This window comes from Halomicrobium sp. HArcel3, assembly GCF_058933135.1.
Window position 1 is genome coordinate 15427 of record NZ_JBZYDN010000010.1, and the last position, 16231, is coordinate 31657.

12 protein-coding genes are annotated in these 16231 nt (G+C 66.3%); 5 read left to right on the top strand and 7 right to left on the bottom strand.

All coding sequences use genetic code 11. From position 1 onward, the window contains the following. Nucleotides 1-56: 56 nt before the first annotated feature. Entirely contained in the window at nucleotides 57-1211 is a 1155-nt protein-coding gene (gene dgoD, locus AC5FRV_RS18735; protein ID WP_493562613.1) for a galactonate dehydratase, read from the bottom strand. 192 nt (nucleotides 1212-1403) lie between these two features. Between dgoD and AC5FRV_RS18740 the strand changes: the two genes are divergently transcribed. From AC5FRV_RS18740 to AC5FRV_RS18760, 5 genes are all read left to right on the top strand, one after another. Further along, a complete protein-coding gene (locus tag AC5FRV_RS18740) occupies nucleotides 1404-2159 on the top strand; it encodes an IclR family transcriptional regulator (RefSeq protein WP_493562614.1) in 756 nt (251 codons plus the stop codon). Nucleotides 2160-2852: 693 nt separating this feature from the next. Then, nucleotides 2853-3869 (top strand): NAD(P)/FAD-dependent oxidoreductase, encoded by a 1017-nt coding sequence (locus tag AC5FRV_RS18745; protein ID WP_493562615.1) that lies wholly within the window; start codon nucleotides 2853-2855, stop codon nucleotides 3867-3869. Between the two features lie 93 nt (nucleotides 3870-3962). Then, nucleotides 3963-5576, top strand: a complete 1614-nt coding sequence (locus AC5FRV_RS18750) for a sulfatase (RefSeq protein ID WP_493562616.1) — start codon at nucleotides 3963-3965, stop codon at nucleotides 5574-5576. 3 nt (nucleotides 5577-5579) lie between these two features. Continuing rightward, entirely contained in the window at nucleotides 5580-6611 is a 1032-nt protein-coding gene (locus tag AC5FRV_RS18755) for a lysylphosphatidylglycerol synthase transmembrane domain-containing protein (protein ID WP_493562617.1), read from the top strand. Between the two features lie 221 nt (nucleotides 6612-6832). Next, nucleotides 6833-7357 (top strand): hypothetical protein, encoded by a 525-nt coding sequence (locus AC5FRV_RS18760; RefSeq protein WP_493562618.1) that lies wholly within the window; start codon nucleotides 6833-6835, stop codon nucleotides 7355-7357. A gap of 98 nt (nucleotides 7358-7455) precedes the next feature. On the opposite strand, the gene AC5FRV_RS18765 is transcribed toward AC5FRV_RS18760, so the two are convergent. The 6 genes from AC5FRV_RS18765 to AC5FRV_RS18790 form a co-directional block, all read right to left on the bottom strand. Continuing rightward, nucleotides 7456-8346: a ketopantoate reductase family protein gene (locus tag AC5FRV_RS18765; protein WP_493562619.1), complete on the bottom strand. Its 891-nt coding sequence runs from the start codon at nucleotides 8344-8346 to the stop codon at nucleotides 7456-7458. A 632-nt stretch (nucleotides 8347-8978) separates the two neighbouring features. Further along, nucleotides 8979-9281, bottom strand: coding sequence for a DUF7130 family rubredoxin-like protein (locus AC5FRV_RS18770; protein ID WP_493562620.1), 303 nt, complete (start codon nucleotides 9279-9281; stop codon nucleotides 8979-8981). A gap of 63 nt (nucleotides 9282-9344) precedes the next feature. Then, nucleotides 9345-10361: a DUF7544 domain-containing protein gene (locus AC5FRV_RS18775; RefSeq protein ID WP_493562621.1), complete on the bottom strand. Its 1017-nt coding sequence runs from the start codon at nucleotides 10359-10361 to the stop codon at nucleotides 9345-9347. A gap of 224 nt (nucleotides 10362-10585) precedes the next feature. Then, nucleotides 10586-11794 carry a homoserine O-acetyltransferase MetX gene (gene metX / locus AC5FRV_RS18780; RefSeq protein WP_493562622.1) on the bottom strand — a complete coding sequence of 403 codons (1209 nt, stop codon included), beginning with the start codon at nucleotides 11792-11794 and terminating at the stop codon, nucleotides 10586-10588. 17 nt (nucleotides 11795-11811) lie between these two features. After that, nucleotides 11812-13107, bottom strand: a complete 1296-nt coding sequence (locus AC5FRV_RS18785) for an O-acetylhomoserine aminocarboxypropyltransferase/cysteine synthase family protein (RefSeq protein ID WP_493562726.1) — start codon at nucleotides 13105-13107, stop codon at nucleotides 11812-11814. Nucleotides 13108-14090: 983 nt separating this feature from the next. After that, nucleotides 14091-15725 (bottom strand): family 43 glycosylhydrolase, encoded by a 1635-nt coding sequence (locus AC5FRV_RS18790; RefSeq protein WP_493562623.1) that lies wholly within the window; start codon nucleotides 15723-15725, stop codon nucleotides 14091-14093. Nucleotides 15726-16231: the final 506 nt, after the last annotated feature.

Sequence of the window (16231 nt, forward strand, 5' to 3'; positions counted from 1 at the left end):
GCGCTGTCGAACCGCGCTGTCGAAAAAACGGCCGGGCCGGAGCCTGTGGCGCGGGTCTACCACTCGGCGACGCTGCCGTCCTGGTGTCGCCAGACGGGGTTGTGCCAGTTCACCGTCTTCTCTGACTGTTCGCGGACGTGGTCCTCGTTGATCTCGATGCCGAGCCCCGGGTTGTCGGGGATCGTCACGTAGCCGTCGTCGTACTCGAAGACGGAGGGGTCGGCGAGGTACTCGAGGACGTCGCCGGTGTCGTTGTAGTGGATGTTCAGGCTCTGCTCCTGGATGAGGGCGTTGGGCGAGCAGGCGTCGACCTGCAGACAGGAGGCGAGCGCGACCGGGCCGAGCGGACAGTGGGGCGCCAGCGCGACGTCGTAGGCCTCGGCCATCGCGGCGATCTTCTTCACTTCCGTGATCCCGCCCGCGTGGGACAGGTCGGGCTGGATCACGTCGACGGAGCCGTTCTCGAAGATCTGCTTGAAGTCCCAGCGGGAGTACATCCGCTCGCCGGTGGCGATGGGCGTCGTCGTGTGCGCGGCGATCTGCGGGAGGGCGTCGTTGTGTTCGGGGAGGACCGGTTCCTCGATGAACATCGGGTCGTACGGTTCGAGCGCCGCGGCCAGGCGCTTGGCCATCGGCTTCGTGACGCGCCCGTGGAAGTCGACGCCGATGTCGACCTCGTCGCCGACGGCCTCGCGGACCTCACATAGGCGGTTGACCGCCGCGTCGACCGTCGCCGGGTCGTCGACGCGTTCGACCTCGGCGGTGGCGTTCATCTTCAGCGCGGTGAAGCCGGCCTCGACCTTCGTCTCGGCCTGGTCGGCCACCTCCGAGGGGCGGTCGCCGCCGATCCACTGGTAGACGCGGATCCGGTCACGAGCGGGGCCGCCCAGCAGGTCGTGAACCGGCGCGCCCAGTTGCTTCCCTTTGATGTCCCAGAGCGCCTGGTCGATGCCCGCGATGGCGCTCATCAGGACGGGTCCGCCGCGGTAGAATCCCCCGCGGTACATCGTCTGCCAGTGGTCCTCGATCCGCGTCGGGTCCTCGCCCAGGAGGTACGTGTCCATCAGCTCCTCGACGGCCGCGCGGACCGTGTGGGCGCGGCCCTCGACGACGGGTTCGCCCCAGCCGATCGTTCCGTCGGCCGTCTCGACCCGGAGCATGAGCCAGCGTGGCGGCACTTCGAACAGTTCGTAGTCGACGATATGAGTCATGTAGATGGCCTCGTATCTCACGTGTTTGCGCCAGGGGTGTTTAATAATTCCTGTGAGCGCAGCACGCGTCGGCGTCTGCCGAACTGGCGGGCCTGGCCGACGTCGACGGCGCCGGTGCAGTAAACGGCCCGGGGCCACCGCCGGCCGTTCACTCACAGTAAACGGTTTACGGGCCCGCTTCGTACGCCGGGTATGGCCGACAGTGTCCCGCGGGTGAAGGCGACGGAGACGAGTTTCCGGATCATCGAACTTCTGGACGAGCGGCAGGGGGCCGGCGTGAGCGAACTCGCCCGGGAGGTTGACATCTCCAAGAGCGCGGTGTACAAGCACGTCAAGACGCTCGAACGGCTCGGCTACCTCGTCCGGGAAGGCGACGACTACTTCCCGAGCAACAGGTTTCTCGATCTCGGACGGGGGGCGCGTGGTCGGCTCCCGGTCGAGGCGATCCGGCGAGTCATCGGCGACCTCGCGGAAACGACCGGCCACACGTCGAGTTTCATCGCCCACGAGGACGACCGCGGCGTCTACGCCCTCCGCATCGGGTCCGTCGACGCGGCGGGCGACCTCAGCGAGGGCGACGTCGCGCCGCTGCACGCGACGGCCGGCGGCAAGGCCATCCTCGCCGCCCTCCCGGCCGACGAACGGGCGGATATCGTCGAGCGAACCGGACTCGAAGCCTACACCGAGAAGACGATCACCGACGAGCGTGCACTGGAGCGGGAACTGCGGTCCGTCCGCGACCAGCGGGTCGCCTTCGACCGCGAAGAGTTCATCGACGGCCACCAGTGCGTCGCCTCACCCGTCGTCGACGGCGACGGCGAGCCCGTCGGTGCGGTCAGCGTCACCGGGAACATCCACCACATGTCCGGCAAACGGCTCGAAGAGGACGTGACGGGACTGGTGACCAGCGCCGCGAAGTCGATCGAGAACGCCCTCCTCTCCGCGTAGCGTTCTCCAGTAGTTAACGCGCGTGGGGAAAGCGGCCCAGGATAACACGATTACATCCGTTATTTTTACGGCGGGTCGCCCGCCCCAGTGCTACTTGTTGGCACGACACGGAGATCTGTTACCTATCAGTGAACGGAGCGCCAGTAACCGACCAGTTCGTCCCCGCAGCTCCTCCCGCCAGAACTGGACTCGGGGGCGCACATTGGGTGAGGAGGACGCGTAATTTCGAATAGACAGGAGTCAGTGAGCTTTCGAATAACACCATATTTCTTATAGTATCTGTCGCGAACTCACCCCGAGCAGACGAACGACCCGTTCTGTGGACAAAATCGTCGATCCACTGCCCGAGACGGTGGAAGTGCTGCCATGAGACACCGATTTGCCGAAAGGACGGTGGATAGACCGAGTGACAGTCGCGGCGGCGTGGCGATACACACGGAGCCGGCTGTCGATCGGGTACGCGTCCGAATTTCGACCGTATCGCGACCTCTGGTGGACGGTTCTCTCTGCCGAGCACTGGTCCACTATTGGTACTGCCAGCCACCAACGACTGGCTTCGTTCACCACTACTATAAACAAAGTGTCTATTATTTCGTTCTGTTACTTCTGCCGAGATTAGGTGGTGTCGAACTGGCGCACGGTCGGACGAGGAAAGAACAGTTAAAGTCGTCCATCGACGAAATATGGATAGTCATGAGCGAGACGACGGAGTACGAGGTAGTGGTCGTCGGGGGCGGCCCGGCCGGCCTGTCGGCGGCGCTGTACACCACCCGGCTGGGCCACGCGACGGCGGTCGTCGACCGCGGCGGCGGCCGGGCCGCGATGATGGCCGACACGCACAACGTCATCGGAATCACCGAGGACGTCTCCGGGATGGAACTGCTCGCCACCGCACGCGAGCAGGTCGAGAGCTACGGCGCCGACTGGCACGAGGACTACGTCGAGTCGGCCGAAACGGTGGCGGACGGGGACGAGAACGAGGAGCAGTTCCGCCTGGCGACGGCGAGTGGCGGGGAGATACTGGCCGACCGCGTCGTCCTCGCGACGGGGTTCTCTGACGTCCGGCCCGACCCGCCGCTCCCCCGGACCGGCGCGGGCCTGCACTACTGCCTGCACTGTGACGCCTACATGTTCGTCGACGAGTCGGTGTACGTGATGGGCCACGGCGACTCCGCGGCCTACGTCGCCATGATCATGCTCAACTTCGCCGACAACGTCGACCTGCTCCTGCGGGGTGACGAGCCGACCTGGAGCGAGGAGACGGGCGAACTGCTGCGGGCCCACCCCGTCGATATCGTCGAGGCGGACGTCAGTGGCGTGAACAACGGCGACGACGGCTGGCTGGAGTCCCTGGAGTTCGAGGACGGGAGCGTCCGCGAGTACCGCGGTGGGTTCGCCATGTACGGCTCCGAGTACAACACGGACCTGGCCGAACAGCTGGAGTGTGAGCTGAACGACGACGGCACCGTCGCCGTCGCCGACCACGGCAGGACCAGCGTCGACGGCGTCTACGCCGTCGGCGACCTCACCCCCGGTCACAACCAGGTTCCCATCTCGATGGCAGAGGGCTCCGAGGCGGGTATCGACATCCACATGGATATTCGTACCTACCCGATGTCGCTCGACGAGATCGAGGGATCGAGCGTCGACGAGGGGAACGTCCCCGCGGTCCCCGAGCAGATCCGCGACGCGGCACAGAAACGGGAGTAGCGGCCGCGACGAGGCACAGTTTCCGACCACACGCGGCCGGTGACACCACCGGAAAGCGGGCAATTTAACCTCGTGGGCGGAACCGTATGCTGTATGACCGACACGGACGGGACGAACGTGCTCTTCGTCGTCCTCGACACCGTCCGCAAGGACCACCTCTCCGTCTACGGCTACGAGGAGCCGACGACGCCCCGCCTCGCCGAGTTCGCCGAGGAGGCGGCGGTCTTCGAGAACGCCGTCGCGCCGGCCCCCTGGACGCTCCCTGTCCACGCCTCGCTCTTTACCGGACTGTACCCCTCGGAACACGGCGCGACCCAGGAGACGCCCTACCTCGACGGGGCGACGACGCTCGCCGAGTCCCTCTCCGCGGCGGGCTACGACACCGCCTGCTACTCCTCGAACGCCTGGATCACTTCCTACACCAACCTCACCGACGGCTTCGACGACCACGACAACTTCTTCCAGATCATGCCCAGCGAGTTGCTGTCGGGCCCGCTGGCGACGCTCTGGAAGACGATGAACGACAACGACACCCTCCGCTCCGTCGCCGACCGCATGGTCCAGGTCGGCAACAAGATCCACGAGCACCTCGCCGAAGGGGGTGGCGGCGACACCAAGACGCCCGCCGTCGTCGACAAGACCATCGAGTTCGTCGACGACTCCGACCAGTTCTTCGCGTTCGTCAACCTGATGGACGCCCACCTCCCCTACCATCCGCCCGAGGAGTACGCCGAGGAGTTCGCCCCCGGCGTCGACAGCACGGCGGTGTGCCAGAACTCCAAGGAGTACAACTCCGGTGCTCGCGACATCGACGACGAGGAATGGGACGCCCTCTCCGGCCTCTACGACGCCGAGATCCGGCACATGGACGACCAGCTCGACCGTCTCTTCTCCCACCTCAAAGAGACCGGCCAGTGGGAGGACACGATGGTCGTCGTCTGTGCCGACCACGGGGAGCTGCTCGGCGAGCACGACCTGTACGGCCACGAGTTCTGCATCTACGACCCGCTGGTGAACGTCCCGCTCATGGTCAAACACCCCGACGTCGAACCGGGCCGTGACGACGAGACCACCGTCGAACTGATCGATCTCTATCACACCGTGCTGGACGCGACGGGCGTCGCCGAGCGGAGCGAGGGGACGCCGAACGAGCGAACGGGGAGCGATGCGACCCGTGAGCCCGGCGTCGAGGGTGACGGCGAAGGGCTCGACCGCGTCCGGTCGCTCCTGAATGCGGACTACCGCGAATTCGCCGGGAGCGACGCTGGCAAGAGCTCCTCCGACCGCACCGGCGAACTCGACGGCCTGGAGCGTGGCGACGTCGGCTACGTCGAGTACCACCAGCCCGTCGTCGAACTGCGACAGCTGGAGGGGAAGGCCTCCAGTGCGGGCATCACTCTCGACACCGACTCGCGCTTCTACTCGCGGATGGGCGCCGCGCGCACGCCGGACGCGAAGTACATCCACAACACGCGCATCCCCGACGAGGCCTACCGGCTGGACGAGGACCCCGGCGAGACCGAAAACGTCGCATCGTCGGACGACGAGGACGGCAAGGTCGCCGCCGTTCGCGATGCCCTCTTTAGGTTCGTCGACGCTATCGACGCCGATTGGCCCGACGAGGCCGACGGGTCGGACGGCGAGGTACTGGACGACATGGACGACGACGCCAAGGACCGCCTGAAGGACCTTGGCTACATCGACTGAGCCGTGTCCGACCAGGGCGGGGTCCTGCTGGACTACGCCGACCGGAAGACCGTCCTCCAGATCCTCGGCGGGTTCGCCGTCGCCGGCCTCGTCCTCTACCTGCTGGTCGACTTCGTCGGGACCGAACAGGTCCTCGACGGACTCCTCCGGGCGGACCCCGGCTGGGTCGCCCTGGGGTGTCTCTCGACGCTGCTCTGTCTGGCCGCCTGGGGCAAGTCGTGGCAGATCGTCCTCTCCGTCTCCGGCGTGGACGTCCCGTACCGGCGGCTCCTCGTGACCTACTTCGCGGCCACGTTCGCCAACTACGTCACCCCGCTGGGACAGGCCGGCGGCGAACCGTTCATCGCCTACGTCCTCTCCCGGGACACCGAGGCCAGCTACGAGGAGAGTCTCGCCAGCGTGGTCACCGCGGACACGCTGAACCTGCTCCCCTTCTTCACCTTCGCCGGCGTCGGGTTCGCGACGCTCCTGTGGCAGTCCAGCCTCCCCGCGTCGGTACGCCCCTTCGCCGGGATGCTCGCCGTCCTCGCGGTGGGACTCCCGGTGTTCGGCGTCGTGGGCTGGCGCTTCCGCCGCCGGATCGGCCACGCCGTTCACCGGTTCCTCTCTCCCGTCCTCCAGCGGTTGCCCGTGGTGACGCCCGCGGGCATTCTCCGCCGAATGCGCGACCTGAACGAGGCGTTCCAGCGGATCGCTCGCGACCGGTGGGCGCTCGTTCGCGCGCTCGGGTTCGCCTACGTCGGTTGGGTCTTCTTCGCCCTCCCGCTGTTCGCCGCCGCCGAGGCCGTCGGCGCGACCATCCCGCTGTTGCTCGTCATGTTCATCGTCCCCGCCAGTACGCTGGCCGGGCTGGCACCGTCACCGGGCGGCAGCGGCGCGGTGTCCGGACTCCTCGTCGTCCTCATCCTCGCGCTGACGACCGTCTCGTCCGGGTCGACGGCGACCACCGTCGCCCTGCTCTACCGCGTCGAGAGCTACGTGTTCGCGCTGGTCGTCGGCGGGGCGGCCGCGGTGTACGTCCTGAAGCGGAACTGAGCGGGCGCGAAGCGGCCGCGAGGGTCGATGGACGAGCAACGCGAGTCCATCGGAACTGAGCAATCCCTTGGGGGTTGCGAAGGTCGGAAGGCGCGAAGCGTCTTCCGGAACTGAGCGAAGTCGGAGATTTCGCGAGGGCGAACCACGGCAGGGAGTGTGGATCTGTCCCAAAGACGAACTAGTCCAGAAAGTACTTGGTAGGTAAACATCAGCTAAAACACATGCAGTGTTCCCGCAGAGACACGATAGCCCTCCTCTCCAGTACAGCCCTCCTCGGAACCGCCGGTTGCATGCAGGGTTCGTCCGACGAACCTGAAACGCAAGGGGCGTCCAACGGGTCGAAAACGCAAGGGTCGGCCGGCGAGTCGGAACAGACGCCGTCCAGCGCCCTGCTGGCCACCGTCTCGGGGCCCGACGGCGAACAGACCTTGTTCGACGTGGACGCCGTGGCGAACGCCGGTGGCGTCCGCGAGCAACCGGACGGCGACGGGTACGAACTCGCGGCCACGCTCGACGACGAGGGAACCAGCAGTGCGAGCCAGGCGCTCCAGGCGACCGGAGCCGCCGATGCCCCCGACAACGCCACGATTACGGTGACGGTCGACGGCGAGGAGGCGAACACGTACGGCGTGGCGTCGAGCCTCGCAGACAGTGTCACCGCGGGCGACTGGAACGGACTCCTCCTCATGCTGTTCGAGGACGAGAAGACCGCGAAAACCGTCAAGTCCAAAATCGAGGAAAGCTGAGTCAGCGGCGACCTCCCACCCGTTTCCGGAAAGCCCCCACAGACTGAGTGACCAGTCCGTTCGGGCTGCCGAGTGGGACGGCGAGTTCGGGGCTGCGGTCAGCGGAGCCCTCGTTCCCGTTCCCACGCGCGGACGAGCGCGGTCAGCGTCTGGTTGACCGGGACGGCTTCGCCCGCCGCGGCGTCGACGACGTAGCCGTTGATGGCGTCGACCTCCGTCCTGGACCCCGAGTCGACGTCCTGGAGCATCGACGATCGATTCGCCGCGGTGTCGGCCGCGACGGACGCCACGAGTGAGACGACGGGTTCGTCGGAGAGGTCGATATCCTGCTCGCGCGCGACGCGGGCGACTTCCCTGGCCGACGCCGCGGCGACGTCGCCACCCGGCCCGTCGACCAGGGCTCCGTTCTCGACGCGAGCCAGCGCCGTGGTCGCGTTGATCCCGGCGTTGACGGCCAGTTTCTCCCAGAGCCGCCGGTGCATGTCGTCGGCGACGGTGGTCTCGATACGTGCGGCGTCGAAGGCCGCCCCAACCTCGTCGGCGACGGTCGAGGAGCCGCCCTCGCGCGGACCGAGTGCGACCTCCCCCACGCCGGTACACTCGACGTGACCCGGCTCCGCGAGGCGAGCGCCGTAGGTGCAGGTCCCCGCGAGCACCGGGCAGTCGAGTTCGTCGGCGAGCGTCGCCTCGTTGCCCATCCCGTTCTGGAGCGAGAGAGAGCTATCGAGTTTGCAGTCGGCCAGCGCCGCGGCCGCCTCGGGGGTGTCGTACGCTTTTACCGTGACGACGGCGAGGTCCGCGGCGTCGGGAACGCTGGTCGTCGCCGATGGCGACGTGGTGAACTCGAACTCACCGGAGACGCGGAGTCCACCCTCCCGAACCACGGAGACGTGCGGGTCCCGCCCGACGAGCGTGACGTCGTGCTCCCGGGCGAGTAGTCCGCCGAGTAGGCTTCCCAGACTCCCCGCACCGAAGACGACGACGTTCATTGGTAGCGGGTGGGCGTGGCCCCGTGAAAAAGGCGCTGCCCGCGTGATGTGTGTGGGTGTGTACTGACCGGGTAGTTCGTTGATGTTTTGCTGGAAGAAACGAGACCGCCAACAGCCAGAAAGCCCTCGGCGGGCTCCAGTCCCGGGGCTCGCTGCGCGCCTCACTCCGTTCGGTGCTTGCCTCGCCCGGGTTCCCGGACCCCGCCTCGCCCTTTCATTCCTCCAAGGACCGCAGCCCTGCCCTTCACCTGGTCGCGAGAGCGCGGCGTTGCCGCGCCACTCGCTCCCGGCCGACCGCCGTGCGGTTGCGGAGCGGTCAGGAAGCGTGACCCGGAGCGGACGCGACGGGTCCGGGGAGGTGTGAGGAGTCAATCGCGAGCGCGTTTCATCGCGCGAGCGAGGCTGTTCCTGGAGGACTGAAAGGGCGAGGCGTGGTCGACGAAGCACGGCGACGTAAGCACCGAACGAAGTGAGGCGCGCAACGAGCCGCGCGAGTCGAGCGCGCCGAGGGCTTTCGAGGTGTTGGTGTCGTCGTTGGCGCCAGCGCTCAGAATCACACCAGATCGTAACAGACACCCCCTACACTGATCGGAGAGTAATCGCCGAGGGCTAACAAGGAGCGCCCGGCTCACCTAGTCCTCCGTCCAGTAGTATATCTCCTCCTTCGGCGCGCCGCAGTTGGGACACTCCTGGGGGATGTCCTCGATTTCGCCCATCTCGCCGCAGTTCCAGCAACGCCACATCAGTTCGCCTTCGCCGGAGCGACCGGGGGTGACGTGCTCGCTGGATAGCGCCTCGATGCCGTCCTCCTGGGTGACGTAGAAGCCGTGTTCGTCGAAGCCGCGGATGGTGCCGAGCGCGACGCCTTCCTCGGAGTACACCGTCTCGCCGAAGCCGATGCCCAGTTCCTGAGCGGTCTCGTGGTCGTCTGCCATATCGTGACAGTTCGCCGAGGAGACTCATAAAACTGGACCCCGAGCGCCGGCGGGCCTGGGTGACTACGCTGCCTCGTCGACGTCGGAGCGGACGGCTGCACGCTGTTCAGGGATGACGTCGAACTCGGCGTCGACGTCACCGAGGACGAGCAGCGCGTAGTAGCGGAGGTACGTCTGGACCGGGACCGTCACCAGCAACGCGACCACGAGCGCGGCCAGAGCGAACAGCAGCCCCGTCACGACGAGCCAGGCGATGCCGACCGGTTCGAGGACCGACAGCAGGCCGATGCCGACGGCCAGGAGGATGCCGAATGGGACGAACAGGACGGCGATCAGGATGCCGGCCACCACGGCGATCAGGACGCCGCCGACGAGCGAGAGAATCCAGGCCGCGACGGCGTAGGCCAGGTACTGCTTCCACTGGGCCCGGATCGTCGGCCAGAGGCGTCGCCAGCCGTCGAGGACGGCGCGGTCTTCCAGTAGCATTATCGGGACGACGAAGTTCGTCGTGAAGCTGTCGACCAGTCCGACGACGACGGCCAGGACGAAGACGACCGGCAGGAGGACGAACAGCGCCGCTAGCGGCGCGGCGAAGCCGCCTGCGCCGAGTACGACGGGCGCGAAGAACAGTGCCATCACGACGAGGAACGGCGCCAGGAACACCAGCCCGACGATCAGGCGGAAGCCGAACAGACGCAGCCCCTTGCGCCAGTACCGGCCCCAGTACTCCCGGATCGAGACGTCCTCCGTCCGGAGCGACTCGACGAAGACGAACTCCATCACCGCGGCGACGAAGAGCAGCGCCAGCACAAGTATCACGAGAACGAGGACGACGGCGCCGACGAGGAGCCAGACGTCCGGGCCGGGGTCGAAGGCCGGGAACTCCTCGGCGGGCGGCGCTCCGGGGTCCGTCCCGCCGTTCCCGCCCGAGAAGCCCGTTCCCGGGAAGTTGGCGCCCGCACCACCGACGAAGAAGACGATCAGCGCGAGCTTGAGCCACGTCGTGCGGTCGATACTGGTGAGAAACGCACGGGTTACCCCGTAAGCGTCGTCGACGTCGTCCAGTGCGTACAGTGCCATACCGGTGCCTACGACGGCAAACCCCTTAGTTCTGTAACAAGAATTTCCAGTGCGGAACGTCGGGGAAGCGCTTATCTCCCTTCGGTCGAAACCGCTGTGCTCACGGCTCGCTTCGCGCACCGTTCGCTAAACCGAGGGCCTCGCTCCGCTCGCCCCTTTCTGCTCGCGTGTCGCTTCGCTCCCGCTCGCCTAACCGAGGTTCCTCGCGTGGCTCGGAACCTCTCTTACGAGAACAGACTCGTGTGCACCGGCGCGAAGTCGCTCTCGCCCTCCTCCTCGTCGCCGGCGGTGTCCGTCACGGCGTTGCCGGCGACGCCCGCTTCGAGGAAGTCCGCCACCGGCGGGCCGACGTGGTCGGGTTCGACGAGGAAGGCGTCGTGGCCGTGGTCCGAGTCGACGACGTGGTGGGCCGCCTCCACGTCCGCGCTCCGGAGGCTATCGGCCAGGGACTCGGCCTGCTGGGTGGTGAAGTGCCAGTCGCCGGTGAACGACATCACCAGTGCCTCGCCCTCGAAGGCGGCCAGCGCGTCGGCGTCGGACTCGAAGCCAGAGGACAGGTCGTAGTTGTCCATCGCGCGGGTCAGGTAGAGATAGCTGTTGGCGTCGAAGCGCTCGACGAACTTCTCGGCCTGGTAGTCGAGGTAGCTCTCGACGTCACGGTAGGGGAAGAAGTTCGCGGCGGGGTCGGCCGGGAACGACCGGACGGCGTCCCGGCCGGCGGCGCGGCGCCCGAACTTCCGCTCCATGCTCGCCTTCGAGAGGTACATGACGTGGCCGAGCTGTCGCGCCAGCGCGAGGCCGTCAGTCGGCTTCGACCGGTCCTCGCCGTAGTAGTCGCCGTCGTTCCAGTCCTCGTCGGTGGTGATGGCCCGGCGGGCGACGGCGTCGATGGCGAGGCACTGCGTGTCGAGGCGGGCCGCCGCGGCGATGGGGACGATGCGCTCGACGTGGTCGGGGTGGCGCGTCGCCCACTCGAGGACGTTCATCCCGCCGACCGACCCGCCGACGACGGCGTGGAGGTGGGGGACGCCGAGTTCGTCCAGCAGCGCGCGCTGGGCGTCCGTCCAGTCCCCGACCGTCACGGGCGGGAAGTCGGTGCCGTAGGGCTCGCCTGTCTCGGGGTTCTCGCTCGCGGGCCCGGTCGAGCCGTAGCAGGAGCCGGGAACGTTCGCGCAGACGACGTAGTACTCGGTGGTGTCGATCGCCTTCCCGGCGCCGACGATGTCGTCCCACCATGCGCGGGCCTGGCCGCCCGTGTCGCTGCGGTGGGTGCCTGCGACGTGGGCGCTGCCGGTCAGCGCGTGGCAGACGAGCACCGCGTTGTCGCCCGTGAACTCGCCGTACGCCTCGTACTCGATCTCCAGGTCCGGAATCGTCTCCCCGCACTCGAACTCGAACTCGCCCAGCGAGACGGTGTCGTGTTCGACTTCCATCCTATGTCCCCTCCACGTCAGTTCACCCGCTCGATGGCCTGGTCGAAGTCGGCGATGATGTCCTGTGGCTCCTCGATGCCGACGCTACAGCGCACGAGGTCGGGCGTGACGCCGCTCTCACGCTGCTCCTCCTCCGACTGCTGGGCGTGGGTCGTCGAGGCCGGGTGGATGACGAGCGTCTTCGCGTCGCCGATGTTGGCGAGGAAGGAGGCGAGTTCGACCTCCTCGCAGAACTGCCGGCTGGCCTCGTAGCCGCCCTCGAGGCCGAAGGTGACGATGCCACCGCATCCGCCATCGAGGTACTTCTCGGCCGCCTCGTGGGTCTCGTGGTCGTCCAGTCCGGGGTAGGTGACCCAGGCGACGTCGGGGTGGTCCTCGAGGAACTCCGCGACGGCCAGCGCGTTGGAGCAGTGCTGGTCCATCCGGAGTTTGAGCGTCTCCAGGCCCTGCAGCGTCGCCCAGGCGTCGAAGGGCTTCTGGCCGTCGCCGAGGTTGCGGACCGAGCGCTGCTTGGCCGCCATCGCGAACGCCTGGTCGCCGTACTGTTCCGAGAAGTTGACGCCCTGGAAACCGGGGCTCTCGCCGCCGAGTTCGGGGTACTTCTCGGGGTGGTCGCCCCAGGGGAAGCTGCCGCCGTCGACGAGGACGCCGCCGACGGTGGTGCCCGACCCGTGGATCCACTTCGTCGTCGACTCCCAGATGACGTCGACGCCGTACTCCAGCGGGTTACAGAGATAGGGTGTCCCGAACGTGTTGTCGACGAACACCGGGACGTCGCGCTCGTGGGCGACCTCGACGATCTCCTCGATGGGCGGCACCACGAGCGAGGGATTGCCGATGGTCTCGAAGTGGACGTAGGCGGTGTCGTCGTCGATGGCCTCCGCGTACGCGTCGGGGTCGAGCGTGTCGACGAAGCGGGCCTCGATCCCGCGGCGCGCGCCGATGGTCCGCATATAGCCGTGGGTACCGCCGTAGATAGACGCCGCCGAGACGATGTTCTCGCCCGCGCTGGCGAGGATGGAGGTTCCCGCGTCCAGCGCGGCCATCCCCGCACCGGTCGCGACGGCGGCCGTCCCCCCTTCGAGGTCGGCGATGCGCTGTTCCAGCATCGCCACGGTCGGGTTGTCGAACCGGGAGTAGACGTTGCCGTCCTCCGCGAGCGAGTACAGGTCCGCCGCGTGCTGGGCGTCCTCGAAGACGTACGAACTCGTCTGATAGATGGGGGGCGCGCGAGCGCGCGTGGAGGAGTCGGGCTCGGCCTGGCCCGAGTGGACACAGCGCGTCCCGAACCCCTGGGCGTCGTCGTTGGTCATGTACGTCATGCATATATCTCCAGACATCTATAACCAAGAGTTACGGCAATATTCGCTGTGACAGGAGCTGGCAAAGGACGTCGGCGAGTGGCGGAAAACACAATAGAGAAGCTATGCTTTTCCAGAGTAGACAGGATACATATAACCATCAGTCGACACTCGAAGTTCCCCAATCATCAGAAAATAGAAGACAGTACCGGATCCAGAGAACACACGAAAATCCCCCCACAATGTGCTTATTTGAGGCAATAAATATCTCACGACCACCAGAGTATCAGGAGTTGAAAATTCAATCGTGGCGTACAAAATAGTAGAAAGTGACAGAACAGATCTCAAGAGAGGATTCTGACTTATTTCGCGAGTCCATCGAGACGTCTCGTCGTCCCCCGCTTCGTCAGTGGGCGCGTTCCACCGACCAGTATCCGGTAACAGCGGAAAGAGGCGGCCAGTGCACCGGTCGACCTCGACGAACAGACGCGTGGCCCGCATAACAAAATTAGCGCCGTTATTCGAACGAAGGAAACCTGCTCGGGTGGGAGTACGGATCCGGCGATCGTGAACGACCCGCTGTCGAGTAGCCCATCCCTGGTAGACTGCCGGTCGTCGGTTTCGGGCTGTCAGCGTGCGCACAGAACTATCCGGTTATGCCGGACGATCTCGATACGGCCGATGGACGGCAGGCCCACCGCTGTAGGTGCCTGACGGGACTTGTACCGCCCGGCCTGCCAAGTGAACGCCCGGCACGACCGAACGTCGTGCCGTTCTCGTTCCGGTGACGGCGGATGGGTTGGTGGAGTGCGCTCGCCTGTAACGCTGACGGCACCGCTACCCGACGCGCGAGCGGTTGCACACCGAGGCGAACTGTGCTGGCCGTCGAGGCGCAGATCGCAGCCGCTGGGGGCGCGTTGCGACACCTGATTCGACGTTCAGTTGTCGAAAAATGGATCCCGACGCACGGGACGAAGAGGGTGGGCCCGGGGTCGTCAGACCGGGTCGAAGTACCACTTCTGGTTGTCGCCCTCCCACCAGCCGTACTGGATGACGTTCCCGCCGTCGCTCGTCGAGGAGTTTTCCACGTCGGCCACGTGGCCGCTGTGGCCGTTGACCAGTCGGTAGGTCCCGTCGCCGTTGTCGACGACGTTCCAGGTCTGACACGCGTGATTCGTGTCCGAGTACTGCCGGACGTTCGCCCCCTGGTCGGTCGAGGCGCTCGCGACTTCCAGGAACAGCCCGCTGTGGCCGTTCGCCAGGGTGTAGGTTCCGTCGTCGTTCCGACTCACGTCCCAGGTCTGGCACGCGTGGCCCGTGTCCGAGTACTGCCGAACGTTGTCGCCGTCACTCGTTCCGGCGCTGGCGACTTCCAGGAACAGGCCGCTGTTGACGTTCGTTATCCGGTAGGTCCCGGTCGAGATGGGACCGCCACTGCCTCCGCTGCCACCGTCGCCGCCGCTGCCACCGTCGCCGCCGCTTCCACCGTCGCCACCACTGCCACCGTCGCCGCCGCCACCACCGCCACCGCAGTAGCCGCCCTGACCGGGATTGGGCATCTCGAGGGACGGCGTGCCGTCGCAGCCGATCACCGGCCAGCCGTTCTCCCACTGGATGGGGTCGAGGAAGAGCTGGCGGGCGGGCGGCCAGCCGTACTCGCCGGCGAACTCCGGTCCCTGGGTGTCGTAGGCGTGGTAGACGAACCACCAGGAGCCGTCGTCCGCGACCGTCACGTCGCCGTGGCCCGGCCCGACGAAGCGATCGCTGTCCCCGAGATGGGTCGGACCCGCGTTCCACTCGTTGCGGTCGAGCATCGCGGTCCCGTTCATGTCGTAGTACGGCCCGAGGAAGTTCTCCGAGCGCCCGACCTCGATCTCGTACGTGCTGTCGAAGCCATCACAGCAGTCGCCGGTCGAGCCGAAGAAGTACCAGTAGTCGCCCCGCTGGAAGATGACCGTCCCCTCGTAGGCGCTCCCGGCGATCTGATCGAACGTTCCAGAGCGGAACGCCTGGAGATCGGGAGTGAGTTCCACCACGTAGACGCCGGCGAAGTTGGCCCAGAAGAGGTACGGCGTCCCGTTCTGGTAGACGAAGTACGGGTCGATGGTGTTGCCCGGGTAGGGGTGATCCGGGTTGGAGAGGATCTCCCCGTGGTCCGTGAACGGGCCGTCGGGCGTGTCGGACGTGGCGACGCCGATGCCCGGCACCAGACTGTCGTCGTCTCCCCGCGGCCAGAGGGAGTAAAACAGCACCCACTGGCCGTTGTGGTAGTGAACGTCCGGCGCCCAGATCGACCCGTACAGCCACCCGGGCCTGGAGTCGAACGCGTCCCCCTCGTCCGTCCAGTTGACCAGGTCCTGCGAGGAGAGAATCGGCACCAGCCGCTCGTCGGCGTCGTTGTTGTAGCTCATGTTCGAGGCGTACGTCCACCAGGTCCCGTCGTCGGCCCGGTGAATCGTCGGGTCGGCGAAGTCCGGTCCGTACAGCGGGTTGTGGTAGTGCGTCGAGCTCGGGTCTGCCGTCGCCGAACCGGTCGAGACGGCCGCCCCGGCCGCTCCGAGTGCCCCTGCGCCGAGTGATTTCAGGACGCTACGTCGTTCTATCTGCGGATCGTCATGACTGTCTGTCATGCATTTCGGACTAATGCAGGCGAACTTGATATATATTTTCCACAATATAATTTTAATAATATGGTAGGCGTGGAAAGTCAAAAGTTCCTAAGGGGGAGCGACAGCAGGTCGAACTCCCATCGCTGACCGCCGCCCACCATCCAGTCGTACTGTACGACGTTCGCACTGTCCGCTGTCGAGACGTCCTCGACGTCGGCGACGCATCAGGAGGTGACGTTCACCAGGCAGGAGGTGCCGTCGTCACCGTCGACAACGGGCCACTGTCGAACGGGGCCGTGTCGGACCACACAATCATACTATCACAAATAGGACTATCGAATATTCAGAAATCCTATGCTATTCGAGAGCGCTCCCCCGGGCTGGAAAGAAATGCCATCGCAAGAACGGGCAAGCGAACGAAAATGTCCCAGAGAGGCCGTGTACGCGCTTACCGTCGACGAACGTGCCCCATCAACACACCGATCGCGAACGTGCGGAGTGGGTTGCCCAGAGTGACGAGTCCGAGA

Coding starts and splice junctions, on each gene's coding strand:
- dgoD (WP_493562613.1), bottom strand. CDS start 1,211: ATGACTCATATCGTCGACTACGAACTGTTCGAAGTGCCGCCACGCTGG.
- AC5FRV_RS18740 (WP_493562614.1), top strand. CDS start 1,404: ATGGCCGACAGTGTCCCGCGGGTGAAGGCGACGGAGACGAGTTTCCGG.
- AC5FRV_RS18745 (WP_493562615.1), top strand. CDS start 2,853: ATGAGCGAGACGACGGAGTACGAGGTAGTGGTCGTCGGGGGCGGCCCG.
- AC5FRV_RS18750 (WP_493562616.1), top strand. CDS start 3,963: ATGACCGACACGGACGGGACGAACGTGCTCTTCGTCGTCCTCGACACC.
- AC5FRV_RS18760 (WP_493562618.1), top strand. CDS start 6,833: ATGCAGTGTTCCCGCAGAGACACGATAGCCCTCCTCTCCAGTACAGCC.
- AC5FRV_RS18765 (WP_493562619.1), bottom strand. CDS start 8,346: ATGAACGTCGTCGTCTTCGGTGCGGGGAGTCTGGGAAGCCTACTCGGC.
- AC5FRV_RS18770 (WP_493562620.1), bottom strand. CDS start 9,281: ATGGCAGACGACCACGAGACCGCTCAGGAACTGGGCATCGGCTTCGGC.
- AC5FRV_RS18775 (WP_493562621.1), bottom strand. CDS start 10,361: ATGGCACTGTACGCACTGGACGACGTCGACGACGCTTACGGGGTAACC.
- metX (WP_493562622.1), bottom strand. CDS start 11,794: ATGGAAGTCGAACACGACACCGTCTCGCTGGGCGAGTTCGAGTTCGAG.
- AC5FRV_RS18785 (WP_493562726.1), bottom strand. CDS start 13,107: ATGACCAACGACGACGCCCAGGGGTTCGGGACGCGCTGTGTCCACTCG.
- AC5FRV_RS18790 (WP_493562623.1), bottom strand. CDS start 15,725: ATGACAGACAGTCATGACGATCCGCAGATAGAACGACGTAGCGTCCTG.